This window comes from Tateyamaria rhodophyticola, assembly GCF_047777875.1.
In the GTDB taxonomy this organism is placed as follows: domain Bacteria; phylum Pseudomonadota; class Alphaproteobacteria; order Rhodobacterales; family Rhodobacteraceae; genus Tateyamaria.
The window spans coordinates 3,359,260-3,379,559 of sequence record NZ_CP180519.1; the positions used below are offsets into that span (position 1 = coordinate 3,359,260).

The following is a 20,300-nucleotide window of genomic DNA, read 5'->3' on the forward strand; positions in this document are numbered from 1 at the left end:
GGTGGCCAATCGGCCCTCCGGGGGGAGTTTATTTGGCGAGATGAAGCGATGGGACGGTGATCGCGACATGATGTGTCGCGAATGGACCTAGGTTGTGGGGCGCTGTGTGATGCCGGACGCCTTGACGGATGCGGACGGCGTTTGGCGCGCTTGGGATGCGGCACGGTGGTCGGCCAGTTTGCGCCGCGCACGCAGGATGATCAGGCGGTGGATCCAGCGCGGGATGTCATGCGCCTTGAGCCGTCGCAACCGTTCGAGGACTTGTTTGCGATAGCTGCTGTGGAAGTGTTGGGTTGAGACATGCTGTGGCGCGATGCTGTCATGATAGGCTTGCGCGTCTGCAATCGTCGTCTCCATCGCGTGGCCCATGGCGGCGCGTTTGCGGGCAAAGGCCAGCTCTCGGCGCGTGCAGACCTTTTCCACGCGCACGCGCAGATCTTCGTCGTAGCCAATGCCACGCGCCATCAGTCGGGCGTGGCACATTTTGTGCAGGATGCAGCACGCGATATAGTTGATGTCACCGGCCACAAGGGTGCGGGCGGCGATGAAACAGGTGCGCGTGGGATGCGTGTGCCGGGCGTCCGCGCAGGATGTCGCTTCGGCGGCGATGCCATCGGGAAGATATGTGGGCAGGTGGGACAGGCTGAACGCATCCGTTTCCGCGATCATGGCAACGGCAGCCTTGAGGTGCTCTTCGGCGCCCGGTGGTGCGTCCTTGTGGATGCGCAGCAGGACCGTGCGGTGCGTGATGTGGTCAAACAATAGGGCGTGTGCAAGACGGTGCAGGCGGAGCCCGAAGCCATTGCGCGGTGTTCGAAACGTTCTGATCATGTGCGTCTGGCATTTTCCTTTGCTTTCCACGGGAGGGATCGAAAATGGCAGGGATGAGGAGAGCGCGGCGTGGTTTGGCGGTTCGTTATCCTGTGGTTGAATTTTGCGGGATCATCGATTTGCGACAGCCCATGTCGGGAAAGGGCAATCGCCCGGGCGTGATGCAGATCAGCCTTGGCCCATGGCAAAGGAGACCATCATGCGGACCCATGCACAGGCGGTGGTGATTGGCGGCGGAGTGATCGGGTGTTCGATCCTGTATCACCTGACCAAACTGGGGTGGACGGACGTCGTCCTGCTGGAGCGGGATGAGCTGACGTCAGGATCAACCTGGCATGCGGCGGCCAATATTCACGGGCTGCACGACAGCACCAATATCAGCCGTATCCAGCACTACACGATGGGGCTGTATAAAGAGTTGGAACAGGAAACGGGGCAGGGGTGCGGCGTGTTCCAACCCGGTTCGCTCTATCTGGCGCAGACCGAAGCGCGGGTGCACCAGTTGCAGCTGCAAGCCGCCAAGGCCAAGCTTTATGGCATGAATTTCCACGAGATCGACCGGGCGGAGGCAGAGCGCCTGCATCCTCTGGTGGATTTCGACGGCGTGCGCTGCATCATGTGGGAGCCGAACGGGGGCAATGTGGACCCGTCGGGCGTGACCAATGCCTATGCCACCGGCGCGCGGCAGAACGGGGCGGAGATCATCCGGTTCTGTCCCGTGACCGGGACCGAGCAGCAGCCGGACGGCACATGGATCGTGCGCACGCAAAAGGGTGATATCGCGACGCCCTGGGTCGTGAATGCCGCCGGTCTCTGGGGGCGCGAGGTGGCGGCGATGGCGGGCGTTTCCCTGCCGCTCTTGCCCACGGAGCACCAGTACTTCGTCACCGAAACGATTGGCGAAATTGCGGCGATGGACCGGCGGTTGCCGTCGGTGGCGGACCGGGATGGAGAGTACTACCTGCGGCAGGAGGGGCAGGGCCTGTTGGTCGGGGCGTATGAAAAAGACGTCCGTTTCTGGGCCGAGGACGGCACGCCGCAAGGGTTTGGTCACGAATTGTTCGCCGATGATCTGGAGCGGATCGAAGAAAACATAATGCGCGCGATTGACCGGGTTCCGGCGGTGGGCACTGCCGGGATCAAACGGGTGATCAACGGGCCAATGATCTGGTCCCCCGATAGCAACGTTTTGTTCGGTCCTGTGCCCGAACTGTCGGGTTATTTCTGCTGCAACGGGATCATCCCGGGGTTTTCGCAATCGGGCGGCATGGGCCTCTTGGCGGCGCAGTGGATCGTCGAGGGCGAAACGCAATACGATATGTTCGCGTGGGACATGGCGCGGTTTGGCACATGGGCGGGGAAGGATTTCACCAAGGCCCGCGTTGGCGACCAGTACGCGCACCGGTTCAAGATCCACTTCCCCGGTGAGGAACGCGCGGCTGGCCGCCCCGTACGCACCCGGCCCGTGCACGATCTGCAAAGGCAGATGGGCGCGCAGATGGGGTTGAACTTTGGTTGGGAACATCCGCTTTACTTCGGCGAAGTGCCAGACACGGCGGGGTTCACGCGGCAGCCGTGGTGGGATGTGGTGGGCGACGAATGCCGCATGCTGCGGGACCGCGCCGGGATCATCGACATCTCCAACTTTGCCAAGTACCGCGTGGCGGGCGCCGGTGCCGAAGATTGGCTCAACGCGGTCTTTGCCAACCGCATGCCGCGCGCAGTGGGGCGGTCCTGTCTGACGCCGCTGATCGGCAAACGGGGCGGCATTGCGGGGGATTTCACCGTGACGCGCTTGGCCGAGGATGAATTCTGGGTCATCGGGTCGGGCATGGCGGAACGGTATCACCAGCGGTTCTTCCGCTCGGTCCCGCTGCCCGTAGAGACGACATTTGAAAGCATGACCGACCGCTGGTGCGGCTTCAACGTGGCCGGACCGGACAGCCGCGCGCTGCTCTCGCGGTTGACCAATGCATCGCTGGAGACGCAGGATTTCCCGTTCATGCGGTCGGCGCGGATCGAATTGGCGGGGATCGAGGTTCTCGCCTTGCGGGTGTCGTTCACCGGCGATCTCGGGTGGGAGCTGCATTGTCGTGAGACGGACCAGGTGCGGCTTTATCAGGCGTTGATGGATGCGGGTGAGGCGTTTGGCGCAGGGCCAGTGGGCAGCCGCGCATTGATGAGCCTGCGGGTCGAAAAAGGCTATGGGTCGTGGAGCCGGGAATACAGCCCGGAATACTGGCCACACGAAGTGGGGCTCGATCGCCTGGTGAAAACCGACAAGGCGTTTCTCAACAAGGCGGCGGCGCTGGATGCGATGGCGCATGCCCCACGCGAATCGCTGGTCATTCTGGCGCTGGACGGGGCGCAAACAGACGCGTCCCATGCGGATGCGTTGGGGGGCGAGCCAATCTTTTTCAACGGTGCGGGGATCGGGCGTGTGACGTCCGGTGCCTATGGCTATACGGTCGGGCAAAGCCTAGCCTTGGGCTATGTCAATGGCGCAGGACCGGGCGACATGGTCGAGGTCATGCTCCTGGGGCAGCCGCATCGCGCAACTATACTTGACGCTCCGCCCTTTGATCCTGAGGGCAAAAAGCTGCGTGCATAGCGCTGTTCTGGGAACGGCGTGAGGGGGGCAGGTGTGGCGCAACTGGTCATACCAGGCCTGTCACTCGCACCATTTTTCCGCCCAGCCCCACCTCACATCAGGCCGTTGAAGCCGTTTACTCTAAATAGCGTCACATGATAAGACCGCATCATGTTGGGGATACGCATGGATCATGAAATGCGGATTTTTGTCTCGAATGGGGCAAGAGCGCATTTCACGTTACGCGAATTGTTGGGGCTTTATAGGTCGTGGCAACTATGGCTGCTGATTGCCGTGGGCTTTTTGATGATGTCCACCGGCCATCCCGTCACGTTGCCGCAGTTTGAACAGTTCTGGGTGCGCATCGCGTTCTGGGTCATCGCCCTGTTTGTCTACCTGTTGCTGTCGGTGCCGTACGGTGTCGCGTTTGACAAGGTCTGGGCCCGCTCGGTTGGTGGGCCGATACCGCTGATCCTGCTGACGGGGCCGTTGATCATCTTTGCCTCCGTCGTGACGGTCGTCGGTCTTGCGTCCATCTTCGAACCGGATCGCCCGCTGAGCAGTGCGATCACCTGGCAGATGCTGCTGCGCAATCTGTTTGTGGCCCACGTGTTCGAGACGGTCACGCTGTTGTGGTTGCTGCCGGCGCAACGGTCGCGCATGGCGGGCCAGCGGTCCGTCACACTCGCGGGCAAGCGCCTGCCCATTCAGAACATCGGGCGCGTCAAGGCGGCGGAACATTACCTCGAGGTGCATTTGCCGGACGGCGTGGAAATCATCCGCGAACGGATGAGCACATTCCTCGACCAGGTCACGCCGGAGGATGGCGTGCAAACGCACCGCTCCCACTGGATTGCGCGCGACCATGCGCAAACCCTGAAAGGGTCCGTGCTGGTCCTCGATTGCGGGAAAACCGTGCCTGTGGCGCGCGGACGTCAGAAAGAGGTTCAGGACTGGATCGACAGGTTCAACCCGCCGCATGCCAACGGTGCGGGGTTCTTCAGTCCAGCACAGCGATCCTGAGCCCGGTGATCCGGTTGCCGGTGCGTTCGGTGACCTCGAACCGGAAGCCATGAAAGCTGAACACCTGACCGACCGTCGGAATTGTCTGCGCCTCATGAATGACCAGACCGGCCACGGTGTTGGCCTCGTCATCGGGCAGGTTCCAGTCGGCAGCCCGGTTGAGATCGCGGATCGTCATCGCGCCGTCCACCGTGAAAAAGCCATCGGAATCCTGTGCCAGCGTGGGTTCATCATCGGCGTCGAATTCATCCGTGATCTCGCCCACGATCTCCTCAAGGATGTCTTCGAGCGTGATCAACCCCTGAAGCGACCCGTATTCATCCACGACCAACGCAAAATGCGTCCGCAGCCGCAGGAATTCGCGCATCTGGTGATCCAGCGTGGTGGTTTCGGGCACGAAATACGGGTCCGTGGTCACCGCGCTCATGTCGAAATCCTGCAGGTTGGCCGTGCCGCCCTTGCCTGCGATTTCCTTGTAAATCGCCCGGCTCAGGTCCTTGGCATGGATCACGCCGGTGATGTTTTCCGGCGCATCGGCATAGACGGGCAGGCGGGTGTGGTTTGATTGCAGACATTGTTCCAGAATGTCCTGGGGGCTGTTGTCGCCATCAATCATCTCGATCCCCGAGCGGTGCAGCATGATCTCTTCGACAGTGCGGTCGCCAAGGTCCAGCGCCCCCAGGATCCGGTCGCGGTCTTCCTTCTGCACGACCCCTTCGGAATGGCCCAGCTGCAACGCGCCCGCGATTTCCTCGCGCACGGCCATGATGTGGCTGTCGGGGTCGATCCGCACACCAAAGAGGCGCAGCACACCACGCACCAACAGCCGCACCGCCGCCACGATGGGCGAGAACACCGTGACGACCAGCGAAATGGGCCGGGATACGGCGGAAGCGGCGGTTTCCGAGTTGGTGATCGCATAGGTCTTGGGCAGAACCTCGGCAAAGATTAGCACAAGCAAGGTCATGACAAGCGTGGCCAGCGCCACACCGCTTTCGCCGAATGCGCGGGTAAAGATCGCCGTGGCCAGTGACGTGGCAAGGATGTTCACAAGGTTGTTGCCCAACAGGACCGACCCGATCAGCCGTTCATTGTCCTCGGTGATTTCGAGCGCCCGTTTGGCACCACCCGACCCCTTGTCGGCTTGCGCGCGCAGCTTGCCCCGTGACGCCGCCGTGAGCGCAGTTTCCGACCCGGAGAAGAACCCCGACATCACCAAAAGCATCAGGATCACCCCACATGTGATCCAGAAGGCAGCATCGAGCGTCGTGGCGGGGTCTTCCATTCGTGATTTATCCTTTGTGTCTAGACGGGTTATGGGGTCCAGACACGGTGCAATCAAGGGATGCAGGTGATGCAGGTTCACGATTTGGGCGTATTGGACGGTCCGGTGCTGGCATTCGGCGGCCCGTATTCCAACGTTCAGGCGACGCAAGCGGTCCTGCAAGAGGCGCAGCGCCGGGGCGCGCAGCCGCTGTGCACGGGCGATGTGGTCGCATATTGCGGCGCCCCGGAGGCCACTGTCGCGGCCCTTCGCACTGCGGGCTGTCCGGTGGTTGCGGGCAATTGCGAGAAGCAACTGGGCAGCGGTGCGACGGATTGCGGATGCGGGTTTGAACCGGGCACGGCGTGCGATGTGCTGTCGGTCGGCTGGTACGGTTTTGCCGCGGCGCGCATGTCGGAAAACGACCGGTCGTGGATGGTCGATTGCCCGGACATCGTCACCTTTGAACAGGCGGGGCAGCGGTGGGGCGTGATCCACGGCGGGGTCACGGATATTGCCCGGTTCATCTGGCCCTCGTCACCCGCATCCGTCTTTGACGCAGAGTGGCAGGCGCTCGAAGCCGTTGCAGGTCCGGTGGATTGCATCCTTGCCGGCCACTCCGGCATACCGTTTGTCCACGATACGACGCGGGGGCGTTGGGTGAATGCAGGTGTGATCGGGATGCCGCCGCATGACGGTCACCCGGCCACGCGGTTTGCCATGATCGACGGCGGTGCGGTGTCGCTGCACAAGCTGCATTATGACGTCGAAGGCGCCGTGGCGGACATGCGCGCAGCAGGTCTCACACATGGCTATGATCGCGCGCTTGCCAGCGGCTACTGGCCGTCCGAGGACGTCTTGCCCCCGGATTTGCGGCTATCCCTGGCCAGCGGGTGATGTTCCAGCACCAGCGCGGTCAGCCGTTCGTCCACCACATGGGTGTAGATTTCGGTCGTGGCCACATCCGCATGACCCAGCATCGTCTGGATCGCGCGCAGGTCCGCCCCCCCTTCAAGCAGATGCGTCGCAAAGGCGTGGCGCAGCGTGTGCGGCGTGACCTTGTCCGTGGCGACATTGCCGAACGCCGCCAGCGCCTTGATCCGCGCGTAGAACCAGTGCCGTGTCAGATGCCCCGACGCGCCGCGTGAGGGAAAGAGGAACCGCGACGCCGCCGCCCCCTTTTCCACCTGCTCCGCATCGCGCGCATCCCGCATCGACAACCACGCAGCCAGCGCATCCCGCGCGGGCGCGGACAGGGGCACCATGCGTTCCTTGCCCCCCTTGCCGAGGATCAAAAGCATCTGCGGATTGCCGCGGGCCGCACTCACCGGGAGCCCCACCAGCTCGCTCACACGCATCCCCGTCGCATAGAGCAGCTGCATCAGGCAGGTGTCGCGCAGCCGGTCATGCGCACCGCGCCCGTAATTCTGTGCTGCGGCAAGCAGGCGGTCCACTTCTTCGGTGTCCAGCGTCTTGGGCAGGCGCTTTTGTTGTGACGGGGCGGCGATCTGGATGGCGGGATTGTCGCTGCGCCACCCTTCGTCAAAGGCAAAGCGGTAAAGCTGCTTGATCGCCGACAGGCGGCGGGCGCGTGTGGCGCGCGCCAACCCCTGGGCGTCACAATGGATCAGGTAATCCTCAAAGGCGGCCTGATCCGCCGTTTCGAAATCCGTGCCCTTGCGCGCAAGCCAGTCCGCCACGTCCTTGAGGTCGCGCCCGTAAGCCAGCAAAGTATTGCGCGCCGCCCCCAGTTCCGCGGCCTGCGCCTCCAGAAATGTGGAAATCCAGCGATCGCTCACCCGCGATCCTCCAGCAACAGCGTCTGAAGCGCCGTGCGTCGCGCCACATCCTCAAGCCCCAACGCCCGCAACGTGGCCAGCGCCGTGGCAAAGCGGGACACGTCGCCCGCGCTGCCCGCGTGGGCCAGCGCCACCGTGTCAATCAAGGCAGCCCCCAATGCGCCGTCCTGTGCACGCTTTACAATGGCGGCATCGGGTGCGGCGTCGCGAAACCCGGCAAGAGCAGCCCCGGCAAGGCCGTCCGCCTCGACACCCGCGGGGATGTCTCCGGCCGCGAGGGCCGCAAGAACGGGACGTTGCAGCGCGCGCGCCGGAAAAACCTCGGCCGCAGTTTCGTAGCGCGGCGACAAGAGCAGCATTTCGAATGCGATATCGGCGGCCCGACCACTCAGGACAAACCCGTCCAACGCCTCGGCAAAGAGGTTGGCAAAAGGCACGCGCAGCCGTTGCGCGCCCATGACGCGCCAGGCGTTCGGCAATGTCTTGGAAATGGCTGCGGTGCTGCGCGTGCCAATGGCCGTTTCGAACCTTTGCAGCGCAGACACACGGTCCCACACCCCGCCGGATGCGGCGGGGCTGCGCTGCGTATAAAGACCCAGCAGGCTGTTGTCGGGCACGGTGCCATTCTGCGCCAACCGCTCCGCGGCCTCGATCTGCGTTTTCCAGCCCGCCGTATCGCTCAGGTCGGCATTGGCAAAGACGGGCGGCCAGGGCCGCGTGGGCAGCGGTTCGCCAATGGCCGCATGTACGCGAAACATCAGCGCATCAGGCTCCGCCGGAACGGAAAGCGGCGGCTCCCCCTCATAAAGGTCGGGATCAAGGAACCGTTCCAGCGCCGCCGCTTCTGGTTCCTCCAGCAGGCCAAGTGCGCGTGCTGTGCCCAACTGGAGCGCGGCGGTGTTCCAGTCGCCTGCACGCGCGGCACAGAACACCTCGTGCCCCTTGCCGGGGGACAAGGCGGGCCGGGCGCGAAGCACGGCACAGGCCTGCGCCTCGCGCCCCGCAATCAGACCCATGTCCATAGCCCGCCGGAAATGCGCGGGCGACCGGTCGATCCCGGCCTGTTCGATCAGGGCCAGCGCCGGGTCCAGTGCGCCGTATGACAACAGCGTGTCGATCCGGGCGAGGTCAAAGGCGGTGCTGTTGCGCGCGGGCGGCGCGGCCTCGGCCAGCAGCAGGGTAAATGTCAGCTGTTGCAAGGCAGGCAGCCGCAGATGGGGCAACCGGCCCAGTTGCGCCGCTAGCGCCGTGCCATTTGCGGCAGACCACAGCGTATCGGGTAGACCGGTGACCGCTGCGGGCACCAGCCCCACACGCCGTGCCGCAGGGCCATCGAGCGGCGTGACGGAGACGTCCGGTACGCTGGCCGATTGCGATGTCGCGGGTTCGTCCGGTGTGGTGTCGGGCAGGGCGACGGGCGTCGATTGCGCGCCCAGCCAGTCAATCGCGCTTAGCGGGGCGGGATCCTGTGCCCACGCAGCGGGCCCGGATGCGAGCGACACACACACGCAAAGCGTCTTTATCCCCGTCCTATTCCGCATCCAGCGTTACCGGCATCCGCGTCTCCTCTTGCGGCGGCGAAAAGTTCGCGCCGAAGAATTCGCCCACATAGGCATAGCCCACGAGCCCAATGAAGCCGATGATCAACAGAAAGATCAACAGTTTGAAGATGCGACCCATGATGTAATGCCTTGCGTGCCCCGGGGATTTCTTTGTTTTGCCAAAAGCATATATGGCCTTTTCTGCAAAATCACGTCATTGACAAGCCAATGAGCGAAATTCAGCAAAATCGTGAACCGGCGCCGCGCTACCGTCTGAAAAAGACGGTTGTGATGGTCGGCATGATGGGTGCGGGCAAGACGGCGGTGGGCCGTGCGCTCGCGGCGCGGCTGGATGTACCATTCCTCGACAGCGATGCAGAGATTGAAACGGCGGCCAACATGACCGTACCGGAAATCTTTGCCCGCGATGGCGAGCCGTTTTTTCGCGCCAAGGAAGCGCAGGTGATTGGCCGGCTTCTGGATGAGGCGCGCGGCGTCCTGTCCACGGGGGGCGGGGCGTTCCTGCAGGACGCCAACCGCGAGATGATCAGCGCGCGCGGCGTGTCGCTGTGGCTGAACGCGGATCTGGATCTGCTGTGGCAGCGGGTCCGGCACAAGGATACGCGTCCCTTGCTGCGCACCCCCGATCCGCGCGCGACGCTCGCCGAAATCTATGCGCAACGCGCACCGGTTTACGCGTTGGCGGACGTGGCGGTGCAGTCGCTGCCGGAACTGTCGATCGAGGCGATGGTGGACCGCGTGATTGCGGCGTTGCTGGCGCAGCGAGAGGATGTATTGGAGGTGGATCATGCGTGAAACCGTGCATGTGCCGTTGGGCGACCGCGCCTATGACGTCGTGATTGGTCCGGGCCTGTTGCCCGAGGCTGGTGCGCTCATCGCGCCCTTGTTGCCGCGCCCGCGCGTGGCCGTCGTGACCGAGACCCGCGTGGCCGAGGCGCATCTTGAGGCTTTGCGCGCCGGGCTCGCCGCCGCTGGCATCGAGATGGAGGCGCTGGTCCTGCCGCCGGGAGAGGCCACCAAGGGCTGGCCCCACCTGCAAGAGGTGGTCGAGTGGCTTTTGGCACAAAAGATCGAGCGGCAGGACGTGGTGGTCGCCCTTGGCGGCGGTGTCATCGGTGATCTGGTCGGTTTTGCGGCGGCGGTCCTGCGGCGCGGTGTGCGCTATGTTCAGGTGCCCACGTCGCTGCTGGCGCAGGTCGACAGTTCGGTGGGCGGCAAGACGGCGATCAATTCGCCCCGTGGCAAGAACCTCATCGGTGCCTTTCACCAACCCGCGCTGGTGCTGGCAGACACGTCCGTTCTGGACACGCTGACGCGCCGCGATTTCCTCGCAGGGTATGGTGAGGTGATGAAATACGGGCTGCTCGGGGACGCGTCATTCTTTGAGTGGCTGGAGGTCAACGCACCGGCGATGGCCGAGGGCGACATGGCGTTGCGCGTGGCGGCCGTGAAACGGTCGGTCGAGATGAAGGCCGAGATTGTCACCCGCGACGAGACGGAACAGGGCGACCGCGCGCTGCTCAATCTTGGGCACACATTCTGCCACGCGCTCGAGGCGGCAACAGGCTATTCCGACCGGTTGTTGCACGGCGAAGGCGTTGCGATAGGCTGCGGCCTGGCCTTTTCGCTGTCGGCGCGGTTGGGCCTGTGTCCGCAAGAAGACCCAAGCCGCGTTTTTGCGCATCTGGACGCGATGGGGATGAAGCGTGACCTGTCAGATATTCCGGGCGATTTGCCAGATGATGCCGCCCTCCTCGACCTGATGGGGCAGGACAAGAAAGTCGTGGCCGGCACGCTGAACTTTATCCTCGCCCGTGGCATTGGCGCGGCGTTTGTCACCTCGGACGTGCCGCGCGATGCCGTATTGGACTGTCTGAACGACGCGCGGACCTAGTCCCAATCTCCCATGATCAGAGATGTCGTGCCGGAGCGCTTGATGGAGCGCTCTTTGCGCCCGTTCGCGTCGTATGCATCAATTGTGTACTCAATCCCGGCATTCTTGCCACAAGGGGTCAGGTTCAGGCCCAGGCTGCATTTCGTGTTGAAGAGCCGCGTTGGTCTGAACATCTGGTAGCCACCCGTGGGCACGCCGTCTTCGAACCGCCCGGCCATACAGCCACCGCTGACGGTCTGGAGCACCTCGCCGGTGCGGGCGTCTCGGATTTCGTTGGTCTGCGTGCGCGTGGTGCATATGCCCGTGATCACGCGCCGCGCGTCGAACGCCACAAGGCGGCGGTAGGGGCCGTGCAGCTTTACTCCGTTTTCATAGACATAGCGGCGCGCGCTGTTTGATGGGGCGTCGTAGTCGTAGACGATGGAGTAGGTGATCTCCTCGGCATCAAAGGCGGGCGGCGGGCTGCCCGTACCGCGCAGCGCGAGCATGGACACACCTTGCGGTTCAAAGCTGTCGCGCTCCCGCTCTGCACTGCGCAGGATCAACTGCGCCTGTTTCTTGGCCTCGCGGTAGGGCTCAGGGTTGGCACCGAGCCGCCATTTGTCCTCGACGCGCATCAGCTTGGCCAGCTTGGCCTTGCGGTCGGCCAATTGCTTTTGTGCCTCTGCCCAGCCTTTGCGGGTCGTGGCGAGGGGCAGGGGACCGGGTGGGGCGGTGAACCCCGTTTCAAACCCATAGGTCAGCGCGATACCGGTATTGATCCGTGAAATGGCCTCTTCCACGGCGTCGATTTGGGCGCGGGGATTATTTTTGTAATACCACGCATGCAGGTCTGACAGGCTCAGCGCCGCGGTTTCGATTTCCGCGAACTCAAGGACCAGACCGTTGCGCCAGATGGTCTTGGCGCTGTCTTCCTGAATGAAATCCGCCGTGGATCCGCGGCGCAAAAACGTCTCGTCCCAATCGGGCGAGCCGGGGGAGTTGAACGACCACTCCTGACCCTGCGCCGCCGGTGCGCCCACATCGACGATCATGTCATAGCGCTGGCCGCCGGGGGTGCGAAAGGTGAGGCGCATCTTGACCTCATAAAGACCGACATGCTGCGCGGCTTCGGTGGGCAACATGTCCAGCCTGCGCGTCTCGTATCGATCGCCGGGCCCGGAATTCGGCAACGTGACCTGCCCCCCGATCAACTGCCATTTGAAGCGCGCAGAAATCACCGGCTCACCCAGCAACAGCCCCAGTTTGATCTGCGATTGCCAGTCATACAGGATCGTCGCGCCGTCCTGTGATGCTCCAACCCCGGGCAGCTGTGATCCGTTGCCTTCGGTCTCAAACGCCATCGTCTGGGCACTCAAGGGGGATGCCAAAATGGCGAGGAGCAGGGCCAGAATGCGTATCATTCGAGTATAAACCTCTCAAAATCACGCTGTTGCTGGGCGCTTGGCGTCGGTGTGCGCCCGTTGGAAAAACTGGCAATCGGGTCCAGGTCCAGCGCTGCAGCGATCCCGGTTTGGGGCTGCACGGCGCTGGTGAGTGAGGCGATGGAGCGTTGGAATTGCGCCTCTGGCATCGCGGCCAAAAACGTCCCGCCAACAAGACCCGCCAGCGCACTCAGCGCGATATGGTGCCCGCGAAACACGCCCAGCATTATGAGTTGGACCACACACAGGACCACAATGCCGATGGCGGCACCAACGGCCGCGGCCATCTGGCCGCTTTGCCCGGGGCCGAATTGCGCGCGCAATAGGGCAAGACCGGCCAGCAGGCCAGCCGCGAGGATAACGGTTAGCCAAAACCCCCATCCCAACAGATGCGGCACAGTGTCGGCGTTCCGCTCCGCCTCAGGCGTTGGGCGATGCGGTTCCGTCGGTACATCCTGCCGTGCAGCCGTCGCGGGGCGTGGCGCAGTGGCCTTGGCCCTGTGCTGTGCGGACGGGGCCTTGGCCACTGTATCCGGTTTTTGCGCCCGTGCGTCCGCATGGGCCGTCGCGATCCGTGCATCGCCGCGCAGGTGCGACACCTGTTTCGCGGGATGTCCCCGCGCCACCAGGTTGTCGTAGAGCACCTGTTCGTATTGGTGCAGCTTTGTGTCACGCGCAACATCGGCCGTGCTCTTGAGCAACGCGGCGAAGTCCGCATTGAGCTGCGTGGGATCAAACGGGGCTTCGGCCGGTGGGGTCGGATCGGGTTGCGTGGCGGGGTCCGGAACAATGCTTGCCACCGGCACTGGTTCGGCAAACACCGCCCCGACCGGCACAGGCCCCGCATCCAGACGCCCGTCCGCTGGCGCCGAGATGCGACCGGTTTTCCCGGTCGCGTCCCGCAATGTGTAAAGGCGCGCGCCCTTGGACAGTGCGGCCCCGGCGGTGACGTGCACCTCTGTCACGGTGACCGGATACGCGATCGACGCAGGCAGTCGGACGTGGGTCACACGCATCGGTCAACCGGATCAGAAGGGGATTTCGTCGTCCAGATCCCGGCTTGGTGCTGGGGCATTGCCGCCACCGCTGCCACCGCCGTAATCGCCGCCGCGATCATCATAACCCATCTGGCCACCACCGCCGCCACCATAACCGCCGCCCATCTGGCCGCCACCGCCACCGCCACCTTCGCCACGGCCATCCAGCATGGTCAGGGTCGACGTGTACGGGCGCAGCACAACTTCGGTGGAATAGCGGTCCTGACCGGACTGATCCTGCCATTTGCGGGTCTCAAGCTGGCCTTCGAGATAGACCTTGGACCCCTTGCGCAGATATTGCTCCGCCACCCGTGCGAGAGGTTCGGAAAAGATCGCGACCGAATGCCATTCGGTGCGCTCCTTGCGTTCCCCTGTGTTGCGGTCCTTCCACGTTTCGGACGTGGCGATGCGCAGGTTGCACACCTTGCCGCCATTCTGGAACGTCCGCACCTCGGGATCGCGCCCGAGATTGCCGATCAGGATCACCTTGTTGACCGAGCCTGCCATGTCTTTCCTCTCACTGTCCTGCGTTGCGCGCGGCACCGATTCCGATCACGCGCATTGATTGATCATCAGACTAACCCTGTGGCCGTTAAGGTTAAAGAGATGTGAAGCGAGAAGTCTGGTCAGCGGCCCGCTTTTGTCCTATCGTCCGCCGCAACGGGCAGGGAGCTTGGGGCGCGACATGCGGGGATTTTTGGTAACGGCGGCTATTGCCGTATTGGTTGCGGACAGCGCGGCGGCAGATCTGTTTTCCAAACGCAACCGTACCAACCTGTTCAAATCACAGACAAACATCCTCGATAACCGGGCGTCCAGCCAATATAACAGCTCGGTCCGTTTGCAGCCGCCCAAGGTTGTCACGCCCACGAAATGGGATGTCGAGGTCGCGCCGAAATACCGTGGGCGCTACAAGGGCAAATATCTGAACGTGGCCAAGGCCGCCGCGCGCAGGCACGGGGTGCCCGAAGATCTGTTCCTGCGGCTGGTGCAGCAGGAATCGGGGTGGAACCCGACCGCGAAATCCCACAAGGGCGCGTATGGTCTGGCCCAGTTGATGCCAGGCACCGCGCGCTATCTTGGCGTCGATCCACAGGATCCGGCACAGAACCTCGATGGCGGCGCAAAATACCTCAAGGAACAGTTCCGCGAATTTGGCAGCTGGCGTCTGGCGCTTGCCGCCTACAATGCGGGGCCGGGCGCTGTGAAAAAGTACAAGGGCGTCCCGCCATTTCGCGAAACCCGCAACTACGTCAAGATCATCTGGGGCAGCTGATCCAGCCTCTGGCGCTTGGTTTTCCATCATCTGCGCGCCAGTCGACAGACGCGCCGTTCCAACCTGTGCAGACTGCGCTGCACCAAAACTTCTTCACATTTGAACCAATCCGGGCGTCGCGCCCCGGCATCGGTCTGATTTCGCCTTAAACGTGCCACGACTGCCCGCTAAGCGGGATGTGAGTAGCGAAATGAGAGCCATGCCATGAAAGCCGGTCAATCCACCTTCGAAGAACGCCTGTCCCGCATCAATGATGGCGCGCCGCAGAACGCCAGCGACGTGGTGTCGCCACGCCAGAACGGCAAACTGATGCAAAAGGGAGAGGCGCGGCGACGGCTCCACCTCGATATGCTGGCCGCAGGCGGGATCGCTGGGGGTGTGGCGGGCACGCTCTTTGCGCAGAATATCGGCCTGTTATTCCTGATGTCGCTCGATTGGATCACGATCCAGGGCCTGTTTCTCGCCGATTACACGCTGGCCGCCTATATGGTCGCGTGCGCCATCGGACCGGTGGGGTTCCTGTGGTCCGTGATCATGAGCCGCAATTCAAAGCGTGCCGTGCAATTCTGGGCCGCCTATATCATCGGCGTTTTGGGCGCGAACCACGTGGACGTGCGTTACGTCGTTGAATTCATCATCATCCCTGGCTTCTGGGACTATGTCGGCACATACACCTCCGCCAAGGATGTGGTGAACGACGCCGTCGCTACTCAGCCGCAATTTTGATGACAGGTTCCATCCGGGCAAGGATGTCGTCCGCGAGGTGGCACTTGACCTGATGACCTTCGGCGAGGTGGCGCACGGGCGGCACCTCGCGTTCGCACAGACCACCCGGCACCTCTGACTTCCACCTGCACCGCGTCTGGAACGGGCAGCCCGATGGCGGGTTCATTGCCGACGGGATGTCGCCTTCCAGCACGATATGCTGCTTTTCCACGGATGTGTCCGCAATGGGCACCGCACTCAGCAGCGCTTCGGTATACGGGTGATAAGGGGGCGAAAACACCTGCTCCGTGTCGCCCAACTCCACCACATGGCCCAGATACATGACCATCACCCGGTCGCTGAGATAGCGTACGATGCTCAGATCGTGAGAGATAAAGAGCAGCGTTGTCTTGTGCTCGCGCTGGATCTCCATCAGCAGGTCGGTGACCGCCGCCTGCACCGACACGTCCAGGGCCGACACCGGTTCATCTGCGACCACAATCCGCGCGTCACCGGCAAAAGCCCGCGCGATGCCCACACGTTGTTTCTGCCCACCCGACAGCTGGCGCGGCATGCGGTTTGCAAACTCACGCGGCAGTTTCACGAGGTCCAGCAGCTCCAGCATGCGGTTCCACCGCTCGGCCTCACTGTTGCCGATCTTGAAGATCTCGAGCGCGCGCACGATCTGGCGGCCGACACTCATCGACGGGTTCAGCGTGTCGAACGGGTTCTGGAACACCATTTGCACGTCCGCCACCGTCTGCGTATCGCGGTCCTCGATCGGCGTGTCCTGAATGGCCGTGTTGCCGAGGGTGATTGTGCCTTCGGTCGCGGTCTCAAGTCCCATCAGGACCTTGGCAAAGGTCGACTTGCCGCAACCGGATTCGCCCACAATGGCGAGCGTTTCGGATTCGCGGGCCTCAAAGCTGAGCGTCTCGTTCGCCTTGACCACCTTCTTTTCCCCGGACGAGAACAACGCAGACGCCGCCACCTCGTAGTATTTCTTGAGATCGTCCATCTTGAGGACCACATCCCCGATCTCGCCCTTGCTCTTCTGCTCACCCAGCGTCAGGGGCGCGTTCCAGTCAATCTCGTCGAACTTGACACAACGGGTTTCGTGGCTGGCATCGGCATTGGCTGCGCGCATCGGGATCGCCTGATCGACGTTGCAGCGGCCCTCTTCGAAATAATCGCAGCGCGGGCCAAAGTTGCAGCCGGGTGGGCGTTCGTGGGGCAGGGGAAAGTTGCCGGGAATGGCCACCAGCGGACGCGCATTCTTGTCCGCGCCAGGCAGGGGGATCGACCGGAACAGCGCTTGGGTATAGGGGTGCTGCATCTCGTCAAACACCTGTGTGATGCTGCCCCGCTCCACCGCTTCGCCGGAATACATCACGCAAATCCGGTCGCAGGTTTCCAGCACCAGCCCGAGGTTGTGCGAGATGAATAGCATCGAAGTGCCGTATTTCTTGCCCAGATCCTTGACCAGCTCGACCACCGCCGCCTCGACCGTCACATCCAATGCGGTCGTGGGCTCATCGAGGATCAGCAGGGACGGCTCCGACATCAGCGCCATCGCGATCACGATACGCTGCTGCTGACCGCCCGAAAGCTGGTGCGGGAACGCATCCAGAATGCGCTTGGGGTCGGGCAGTTTCACATCCGTGACCACCTGCAACGCGCGGTCATAGGCATCCTTTTCCGACATGCCCGCATGGATCATCGGCACTTCCATCAACTGCTTTCCGATCTTCATCGCCGGGTTCAGCGACGCCATCGGCTCCTGATAGATCATCGCAATTTCGGACCCGCGAATGTCGCGCAGCTCCTCTGCGCTCATCTCCTGCAGGTCCCGGCCCTTGAACTTGATCGACCCGCCGACGATGCGCCCGTTCTTGCCCAGATCCTGCATGACGCCAAGTGCCACGGTGGACTTGCCACAGCCCGATTCCCCAACCAGCCCCACAGCCTCACCGGGCTGCACAGTCACGGAAAAATCCATCACCGCCGGAATTTCGCGCAACCGCGTAAAAAACGAAATGCTCAGCTTGTCGATCTCGAGGATCGGTCCGTCATAATCCTGTTTCGCCATCTCGTCCCTTCCCGTCAGGCTTTGCAAACCCGATCCTTCTTCATCTCGCGAAATAAACTCCGGGGGTCCGGGGGCTGGCCCCCGGTCCGACCGTTGCAATCACGTCAATCCTTCAGGCTTTCTTCGCGCAAACCATCCGCCAGCAGGTTCAGACCCAGCACCAGCGACATCAGCGCCAGCGCAGGCACAATCGCCGCATGCGGATACAGGCTCAGCAAACGCCGCCCGGCATTGATGGTCGATCCCCAATCCGGGCTCTCGCTCTCCAGCCCCAGACCAAAGAAACCAAGCGTGCCCAAGAGGATGGTAGTGTATCCGATCCGCAGACAGAAATCGACGATCAGCGGTCCGCGCGCATTGGGCAGGATCTCCCAGAGCATTATATACCACGGACCTTCGCCTCGGGTCTGGGCCGCAGCCACATAGTCGCGGGTCTTGATGTCGAGCGCCAACCCCCGCACGATCCGGAACACTGTCGGCGCGTTCACAAACACCACCGACACGAACACCACCAGAATGTTGGGCTGCATGTTCAGGATATCCAGCGCCGCAGGCATGCCGGGAATGCTGTATTCGGGGGTCGACACGATGCTGCCGTCATTGGAAATCAGCGACAGGTACAGCCATCCCATGACCCCCAGCACCACCAAGAGCAGCGGCGTGCGCACCGATGGCTGCGTGTGAAACCGCGAGTTAAGCAGCACCGCGACAAAGATCAGGGGGAACACGAACAGAACGGTCGCCATGTAATTCGGGATGCCCGTCTGCACGATCTCGGGTGTGACCAGCAGGTAGAACAGCAGGATCACCGGAAACGCGAGGATCAGGTTGGCAAGGAACGACAGGATCACATCCAACCGTCCGCCATAATATCCCGCAGGCAGACCCAGTGTGATCCCCACCATGAACGCAAAAAGCGTCGCAAAGGGTGCGATCAGAACGACGATCCAAGCCCCTTCGAACAGGCGCGAGAACACGTCGCGGGCAAGGTTGTCCCCGCCCAGCAGATACCATGCATATTCGCCATCCTCGGCCCCGCGCATCGGCGTGCCGGGCAGCTTGTTCTTCATCCCCGACACCTGGCTCAGCGGATCATGGGTCGCGATCAGGTCCAGGGGACCCGCCAGAATACCGGCAAACACCCAGAACATCACAAGGCCGAAACCGATCATGCCCACGGTGGAATCAAAGAGCTTGCCGTAAAGCCCGAGACGGCGCTTGTAGATGATCGACAGGGTGAACGTGGCGATCAAAAGGCCCCAAACCGGGATCAACTGCTGGCTCATGCCGCCGACGATGCCTGCGCCGGTCGGGCCGCTGACCACGCCGACCGCGATATAGACCAGCACAAGCGCCACAATCGCCAGGCCCAGCCAGCGCACACCGCGCCGCGCCATATCCAGCGGGCCGCCTGCGTTCGACAATGTGCCATCGGCGTTGACGATAACCCTGTCGCCGCTCGACACCGCCGACAGCACGATCTGTGCCAGCAGGACAAGCGCAAAGGCGAGGACCACATAGGTGATCACCGGGTCAAGAACATTGCCCAAAGGGCCGGTCCAGGTAATGGGTTCCATGGCTCAGACCTCCTTCAGGAAATGCGAATGCGCGGGTTGAGATAGACATAGCCGATGTCCGAGATGAGCTGCGTCAGCAGCACCACCACAACGGACACAACCGACACCGCGAGGAGCAACTCGATATCGTTGTTGCCCGCCGCTGCCACCAGCAGCCAGCCAAAACCCTGATAGCTGAACAGCGTCTCGACGATCACCACCCCGTTCAGCAACCACGGGATCTGCAACATGATCACCGTGAACGGTGCGATCAGTGCGTTGCGCAGCGCGTGTTTCAGCACGATGTTGCGGAAACTCACCCCCTTGAGGCGCGCGGTCCGGATGTATTGCGCCGTCATGACTTCGGTCATCGATGCCCGCGTCATCCGCGCGATGTACCCCATGCCGTAAAGCGCGATGGTCAGCACCGGCAGGGTAAAGTTGGCAAATGTCACATCGTCCAGCGCCGATTTGGCCGAGCCGAGAAACAGTGATTTGCCCTCGATCCAGCCCATATCCACCAGCCATGGCGACACGCCAAACCGGGTCGAGGCCAGCAGGGCGATGAAAATTACGCCAGACACGTATTCGGGTGTGGCCGTCGTCGCGATCGAGAATGTGGATAGTGATCGGTCCAGTCCCGACCCCTCGCGCATCCCCGCGAGCACACCCACAATCAGCGCCATCGGCACCATCACCACCAGCACCCAGCCCATCAGCTTGGCCGTGTACCCGAGATGTTGCCAGACCTTGCTGGCCACCTCGTCCTTGAACACAAGGCTATAACCCCAGTCACCCTGCAACACGCCACAAAAGGTCGGGCGGTCTTCCACCGGCGTATCGTCGTCGTAGCATTGGGCAATTTCATTGCCTTCGACCGTGGTGCCGGTCCATCCCGGCGCCACACCCAACCAGCGGCCATACTTGACGAAAACGTTGTCCGTGTACCCGCGCGCGGACAGCCAGCTGTCCACCTGTTCCTCGGTCATCCGAAAGTTGCCTTGGGTCTTGGCCAGTTTTTCGAGGTTTGGATAAAGGTTCGTCAGAAAGAAGACGATAAAGGTCAGGCACAGCGCTGTCAGCAGCATCACGCCCAATCGTCGAAGGATGAAAAGTCCCATATATGGCCCCTGTTGGGTGGCTGTTGGCTGCTGGTTCAGCGGCCGATTGGCTGAGCGGGCGACATTTGCTGCGCCTCGCGAAGGACGGGCACGTGCGGCCCGACAATATGAAGGGGTGTGTTCCCGTTC

Annotated in this window: 18 protein-coding genes; 7 read left to right on the forward strand and 11 right to left on the reverse strand. The window is 62.6% G+C overall.

Translation table 11 applies throughout. From position 1 onward, the window contains the following. Positions 1 to 87: 87 nt before the first annotated feature. A complete protein-coding gene (locus ACERHN_RS17990; RefSeq protein WP_415920392.1) occupies positions 88 to 762 on the reverse strand; it encodes a hypothetical protein in 675 nt (224 codons plus the stop codon). Between the two features lie 268 nt (positions 763 to 1,030). Between ACERHN_RS17990 and ACERHN_RS17995 the strand changes: the two genes are divergently transcribed. Next, complete coding sequence (locus tag ACERHN_RS17995) at positions 1,031 to 3,442, forward strand: GcvT family protein (protein WP_415920393.1); 2,412 nt, start codon at positions 1,031 to 1,033, stop codon at positions 3,440 to 3,442. 273 nt (positions 3,443 to 3,715) lie between these two features. Next, entirely contained in the window at positions 3,716 to 4,444 is a 729-nt protein-coding gene (locus ACERHN_RS18000) for a LytTR family DNA-binding domain-containing protein (RefSeq protein WP_415920394.1), read from the forward strand. Here ACERHN_RS18000 and ACERHN_RS18005 read toward each other — a convergent pair. Next, on the reverse strand, positions 4,422 to 5,729 hold the full coding sequence (locus ACERHN_RS18005) for an HlyC/CorC family transporter (RefSeq protein WP_415920395.1): 1,308 nt from the start codon (positions 5,727 to 5,729) through the stop codon (positions 4,422 to 4,424). The two genes, ACERHN_RS18000 and ACERHN_RS18005, sit on opposite strands and share 23 nt — an antisense overlap. A 69-nt stretch (positions 5,730 to 5,798) precedes the next feature. Between ACERHN_RS18005 and ACERHN_RS18010 the strand changes: the two genes are divergently transcribed. Next, a complete protein-coding gene (locus ACERHN_RS18010) occupies positions 5,799 to 6,605 on the forward strand; it encodes a metallophosphoesterase family protein (RefSeq protein WP_415920396.1) in 807 nt (268 codons plus the stop codon). Here ACERHN_RS18010 and ACERHN_RS18015 read toward each other — a convergent pair. The 3 genes from ACERHN_RS18015 to ACERHN_RS18025 are packed head-to-tail and all read right to left on the reverse strand — an operon-like array spanning position 6,545 to position 9,187. Further along, complete coding sequence (locus ACERHN_RS18015) at positions 6,545 to 7,507, reverse strand: site-specific tyrosine recombinase XerD (RefSeq protein WP_415920397.1); 963 nt, start codon at positions 7,505 to 7,507, stop codon at positions 6,545 to 6,547. The two genes, ACERHN_RS18010 and ACERHN_RS18015, sit on opposite strands and share 61 nt — an antisense overlap. Further along, positions 7,504 to 9,009 (reverse strand): hypothetical protein, encoded by a 1,506-nt coding sequence (locus ACERHN_RS18020; RefSeq protein ID WP_415920398.1) that lies wholly within the window; start codon positions 9,007 to 9,009, stop codon positions 7,504 to 7,506. Before ACERHN_RS18020 ends, ACERHN_RS18015 begins: the two co-directional genes overlap by 4 nt. A 28-nt stretch (positions 9,010 to 9,037) precedes the next feature. Then, a complete protein-coding gene (locus tag ACERHN_RS18025; protein WP_299692497.1) occupies positions 9,038 to 9,187 on the reverse strand; it encodes a hypothetical protein in 150 nt (49 codons plus the stop codon). Between the two features lie 89 nt (positions 9,188 to 9,276). On the opposite strand from ACERHN_RS18025, the gene ACERHN_RS18030 reads away from it, so the two are divergent. After that, positions 9,277 to 9,864: a shikimate kinase gene (locus tag ACERHN_RS18030; RefSeq protein WP_415920399.1), complete on the forward strand. Its 588-nt coding sequence runs from the start codon at positions 9,277 to 9,279 to the stop codon at positions 9,862 to 9,864. After that, positions 9,857 to 10,963 (forward strand): 3-dehydroquinate synthase, encoded by a 1,107-nt coding sequence (gene aroB, locus ACERHN_RS18035; RefSeq protein ID WP_415920400.1) that lies wholly within the window; start codon positions 9,857 to 9,859, stop codon positions 10,961 to 10,963. Before ACERHN_RS18030 ends, aroB begins: the two co-directional genes overlap by 8 nt. Here the strand turns inward: aroB and ACERHN_RS18040 are convergent. From ACERHN_RS18040 to ssb, 3 genes are read right to left on the reverse strand one after another with little or no spacing between them, the layout of a single operon-like run. Then, entirely contained in the window at positions 10,960 to 12,366 is a 1,407-nt protein-coding gene (locus ACERHN_RS18040; protein WP_415920401.1) for a hypothetical protein, read from the reverse strand. The genes aroB and ACERHN_RS18040 overlap by 4 nt on opposite strands. Continuing rightward, entirely contained in the window at positions 12,363 to 13,403 is a 1,041-nt protein-coding gene (locus ACERHN_RS18045) for a hypothetical protein (protein ID WP_415920402.1), read from the reverse strand. The genes ACERHN_RS18040 and ACERHN_RS18045 overlap by 4 nt, the downstream gene beginning before the upstream one ends. A gap of 12 nt (positions 13,404 to 13,415) precedes the next feature. Next, complete coding sequence (gene ssb, locus ACERHN_RS18050) at positions 13,416 to 13,931, reverse strand: single-stranded DNA-binding protein (RefSeq protein ID WP_415920403.1); 516 nt, start codon at positions 13,929 to 13,931, stop codon at positions 13,416 to 13,418. Positions 13,932 to 14,109: 178 nt separating this feature from the next. On the opposite strand from ssb, the gene ACERHN_RS18055 reads away from it, so the two are divergent. Together ACERHN_RS18055 and ACERHN_RS18060 are read left to right on the forward strand one after the other, a co-directional pair. Next, complete coding sequence (locus tag ACERHN_RS18055) at positions 14,110 to 14,700, forward strand: lytic transglycosylase domain-containing protein (RefSeq protein WP_415920404.1); 591 nt, start codon at positions 14,110 to 14,112, stop codon at positions 14,698 to 14,700. A 204-nt stretch (positions 14,701 to 14,904) separates the two neighbouring features. Continuing rightward, positions 14,905 to 15,426 (forward strand): hypothetical protein, encoded by a 522-nt coding sequence (locus ACERHN_RS18060; protein WP_415920405.1) that lies wholly within the window; start codon positions 14,905 to 14,907, stop codon positions 15,424 to 15,426. On the opposite strand, the gene ACERHN_RS18065 is transcribed toward ACERHN_RS18060, so the two are convergent. The 3 genes from ACERHN_RS18065 to ACERHN_RS18075 all read right to left on the reverse strand — a co-directional run bounded on the left by ACERHN_RS18065 (position 15,407) and on the right by ACERHN_RS18075 (position 20,171). Further along, a complete protein-coding gene (locus ACERHN_RS18065) occupies positions 15,407 to 17,494 on the reverse strand; it encodes a dipeptide ABC transporter ATP-binding protein (RefSeq protein WP_415920406.1) in 2,088 nt (695 codons plus the stop codon). The two genes, ACERHN_RS18060 and ACERHN_RS18065, sit on opposite strands and share 20 nt — an antisense overlap. Before the next feature lie 104 nt (positions 17,495 to 17,598). Further along, the gene (locus tag ACERHN_RS18070) at positions 17,599 to 19,071 is read right to left on the reverse strand and encodes an ABC transporter permease (RefSeq protein ID WP_415920407.1); all 1,473 of its coding nucleotides are present in this window, start codon (positions 19,069 to 19,071) and stop codon (positions 17,599 to 17,601) included. A 14-nt stretch (positions 19,072 to 19,085) separates the two neighbouring features. Then, positions 19,086 to 20,171, reverse strand: a complete 1,086-nt coding sequence (locus ACERHN_RS18075) for an ABC transporter permease (protein WP_415920408.1) — start codon at positions 20,169 to 20,171, stop codon at positions 19,086 to 19,088. Between the last annotated feature and the right edge of the window lie 129 nt (positions 20,172 to 20,300).

Coding starts and splice junctions, on each gene's coding strand:
- ACERHN_RS17995 (WP_415920393.1), top strand. CDS start 1,031: ATGCGGACCCATGCACAGGCGGTGGTGATTGGCGGCGGAGTGATCGGG.
- ACERHN_RS18005 (WP_415920395.1), bottom strand. CDS start 5,729: ATGGAAGACCCCGCCACGACGCTCGATGCTGCCTTCTGGATCACATGT.
- ACERHN_RS18010 (WP_415920396.1), top strand. CDS start 5,799: ATGCAGGTTCACGATTTGGGCGTATTGGACGGTCCGGTGCTGGCATTC.
- ACERHN_RS18025 (WP_299692497.1), bottom strand. CDS start 9,187: ATGGGTCGCATCTTCAAACTGTTGATCTTTCTGTTGATCATCGGCTTC.
- ACERHN_RS18030 (WP_415920399.1), top strand. CDS start 9,277: ATGAGCGAAATTCAGCAAAATCGTGAACCGGCGCCGCGCTACCGTCTG.
- aroB (WP_415920400.1), top strand. CDS start 9,857: ATGCGTGAAACCGTGCATGTGCCGTTGGGCGACCGCGCCTATGACGTC.
- ACERHN_RS18040 (WP_415920401.1), bottom strand. CDS start 12,366: ATGATACGCATTCTGGCCCTGCTCCTCGCCATTTTGGCATCCCCCTTG.
- ACERHN_RS18045 (WP_415920402.1), bottom strand. CDS start 13,403: ATGCGTGTGACCCACGTCCGACTGCCTGCGTCGATCGCGTATCCGGTC.
- ssb (WP_415920403.1), bottom strand. CDS start 13,931: ATGGCAGGCTCGGTCAACAAGGTGATCCTGATCGGCAATCTCGGGCGC.
- ACERHN_RS18055 (WP_415920404.1), top strand. CDS start 14,110: ATGCGGGGATTTTTGGTAACGGCGGCTATTGCCGTATTGGTTGCGGAC.
- ACERHN_RS18060 (WP_415920405.1), top strand. CDS start 14,905: ATGAAAGCCGGTCAATCCACCTTCGAAGAACGCCTGTCCCGCATCAAT.
- ACERHN_RS18065 (WP_415920406.1), bottom strand. CDS start 17,494: ATGGCGAAACAGGATTATGACGGACCGATCCTCGAGATCGACAAGCTG.
- ACERHN_RS18070 (WP_415920407.1), bottom strand. CDS start 19,071: ATGGAACCCATTACCTGGACCGGCCCTTTGGGCAATGTTCTTGACCCG.
- ACERHN_RS18075 (WP_415920408.1), bottom strand. CDS start 20,171: ATGGGACTTTTCATCCTTCGACGATTGGGCGTGATGCTGCTGACAGCG.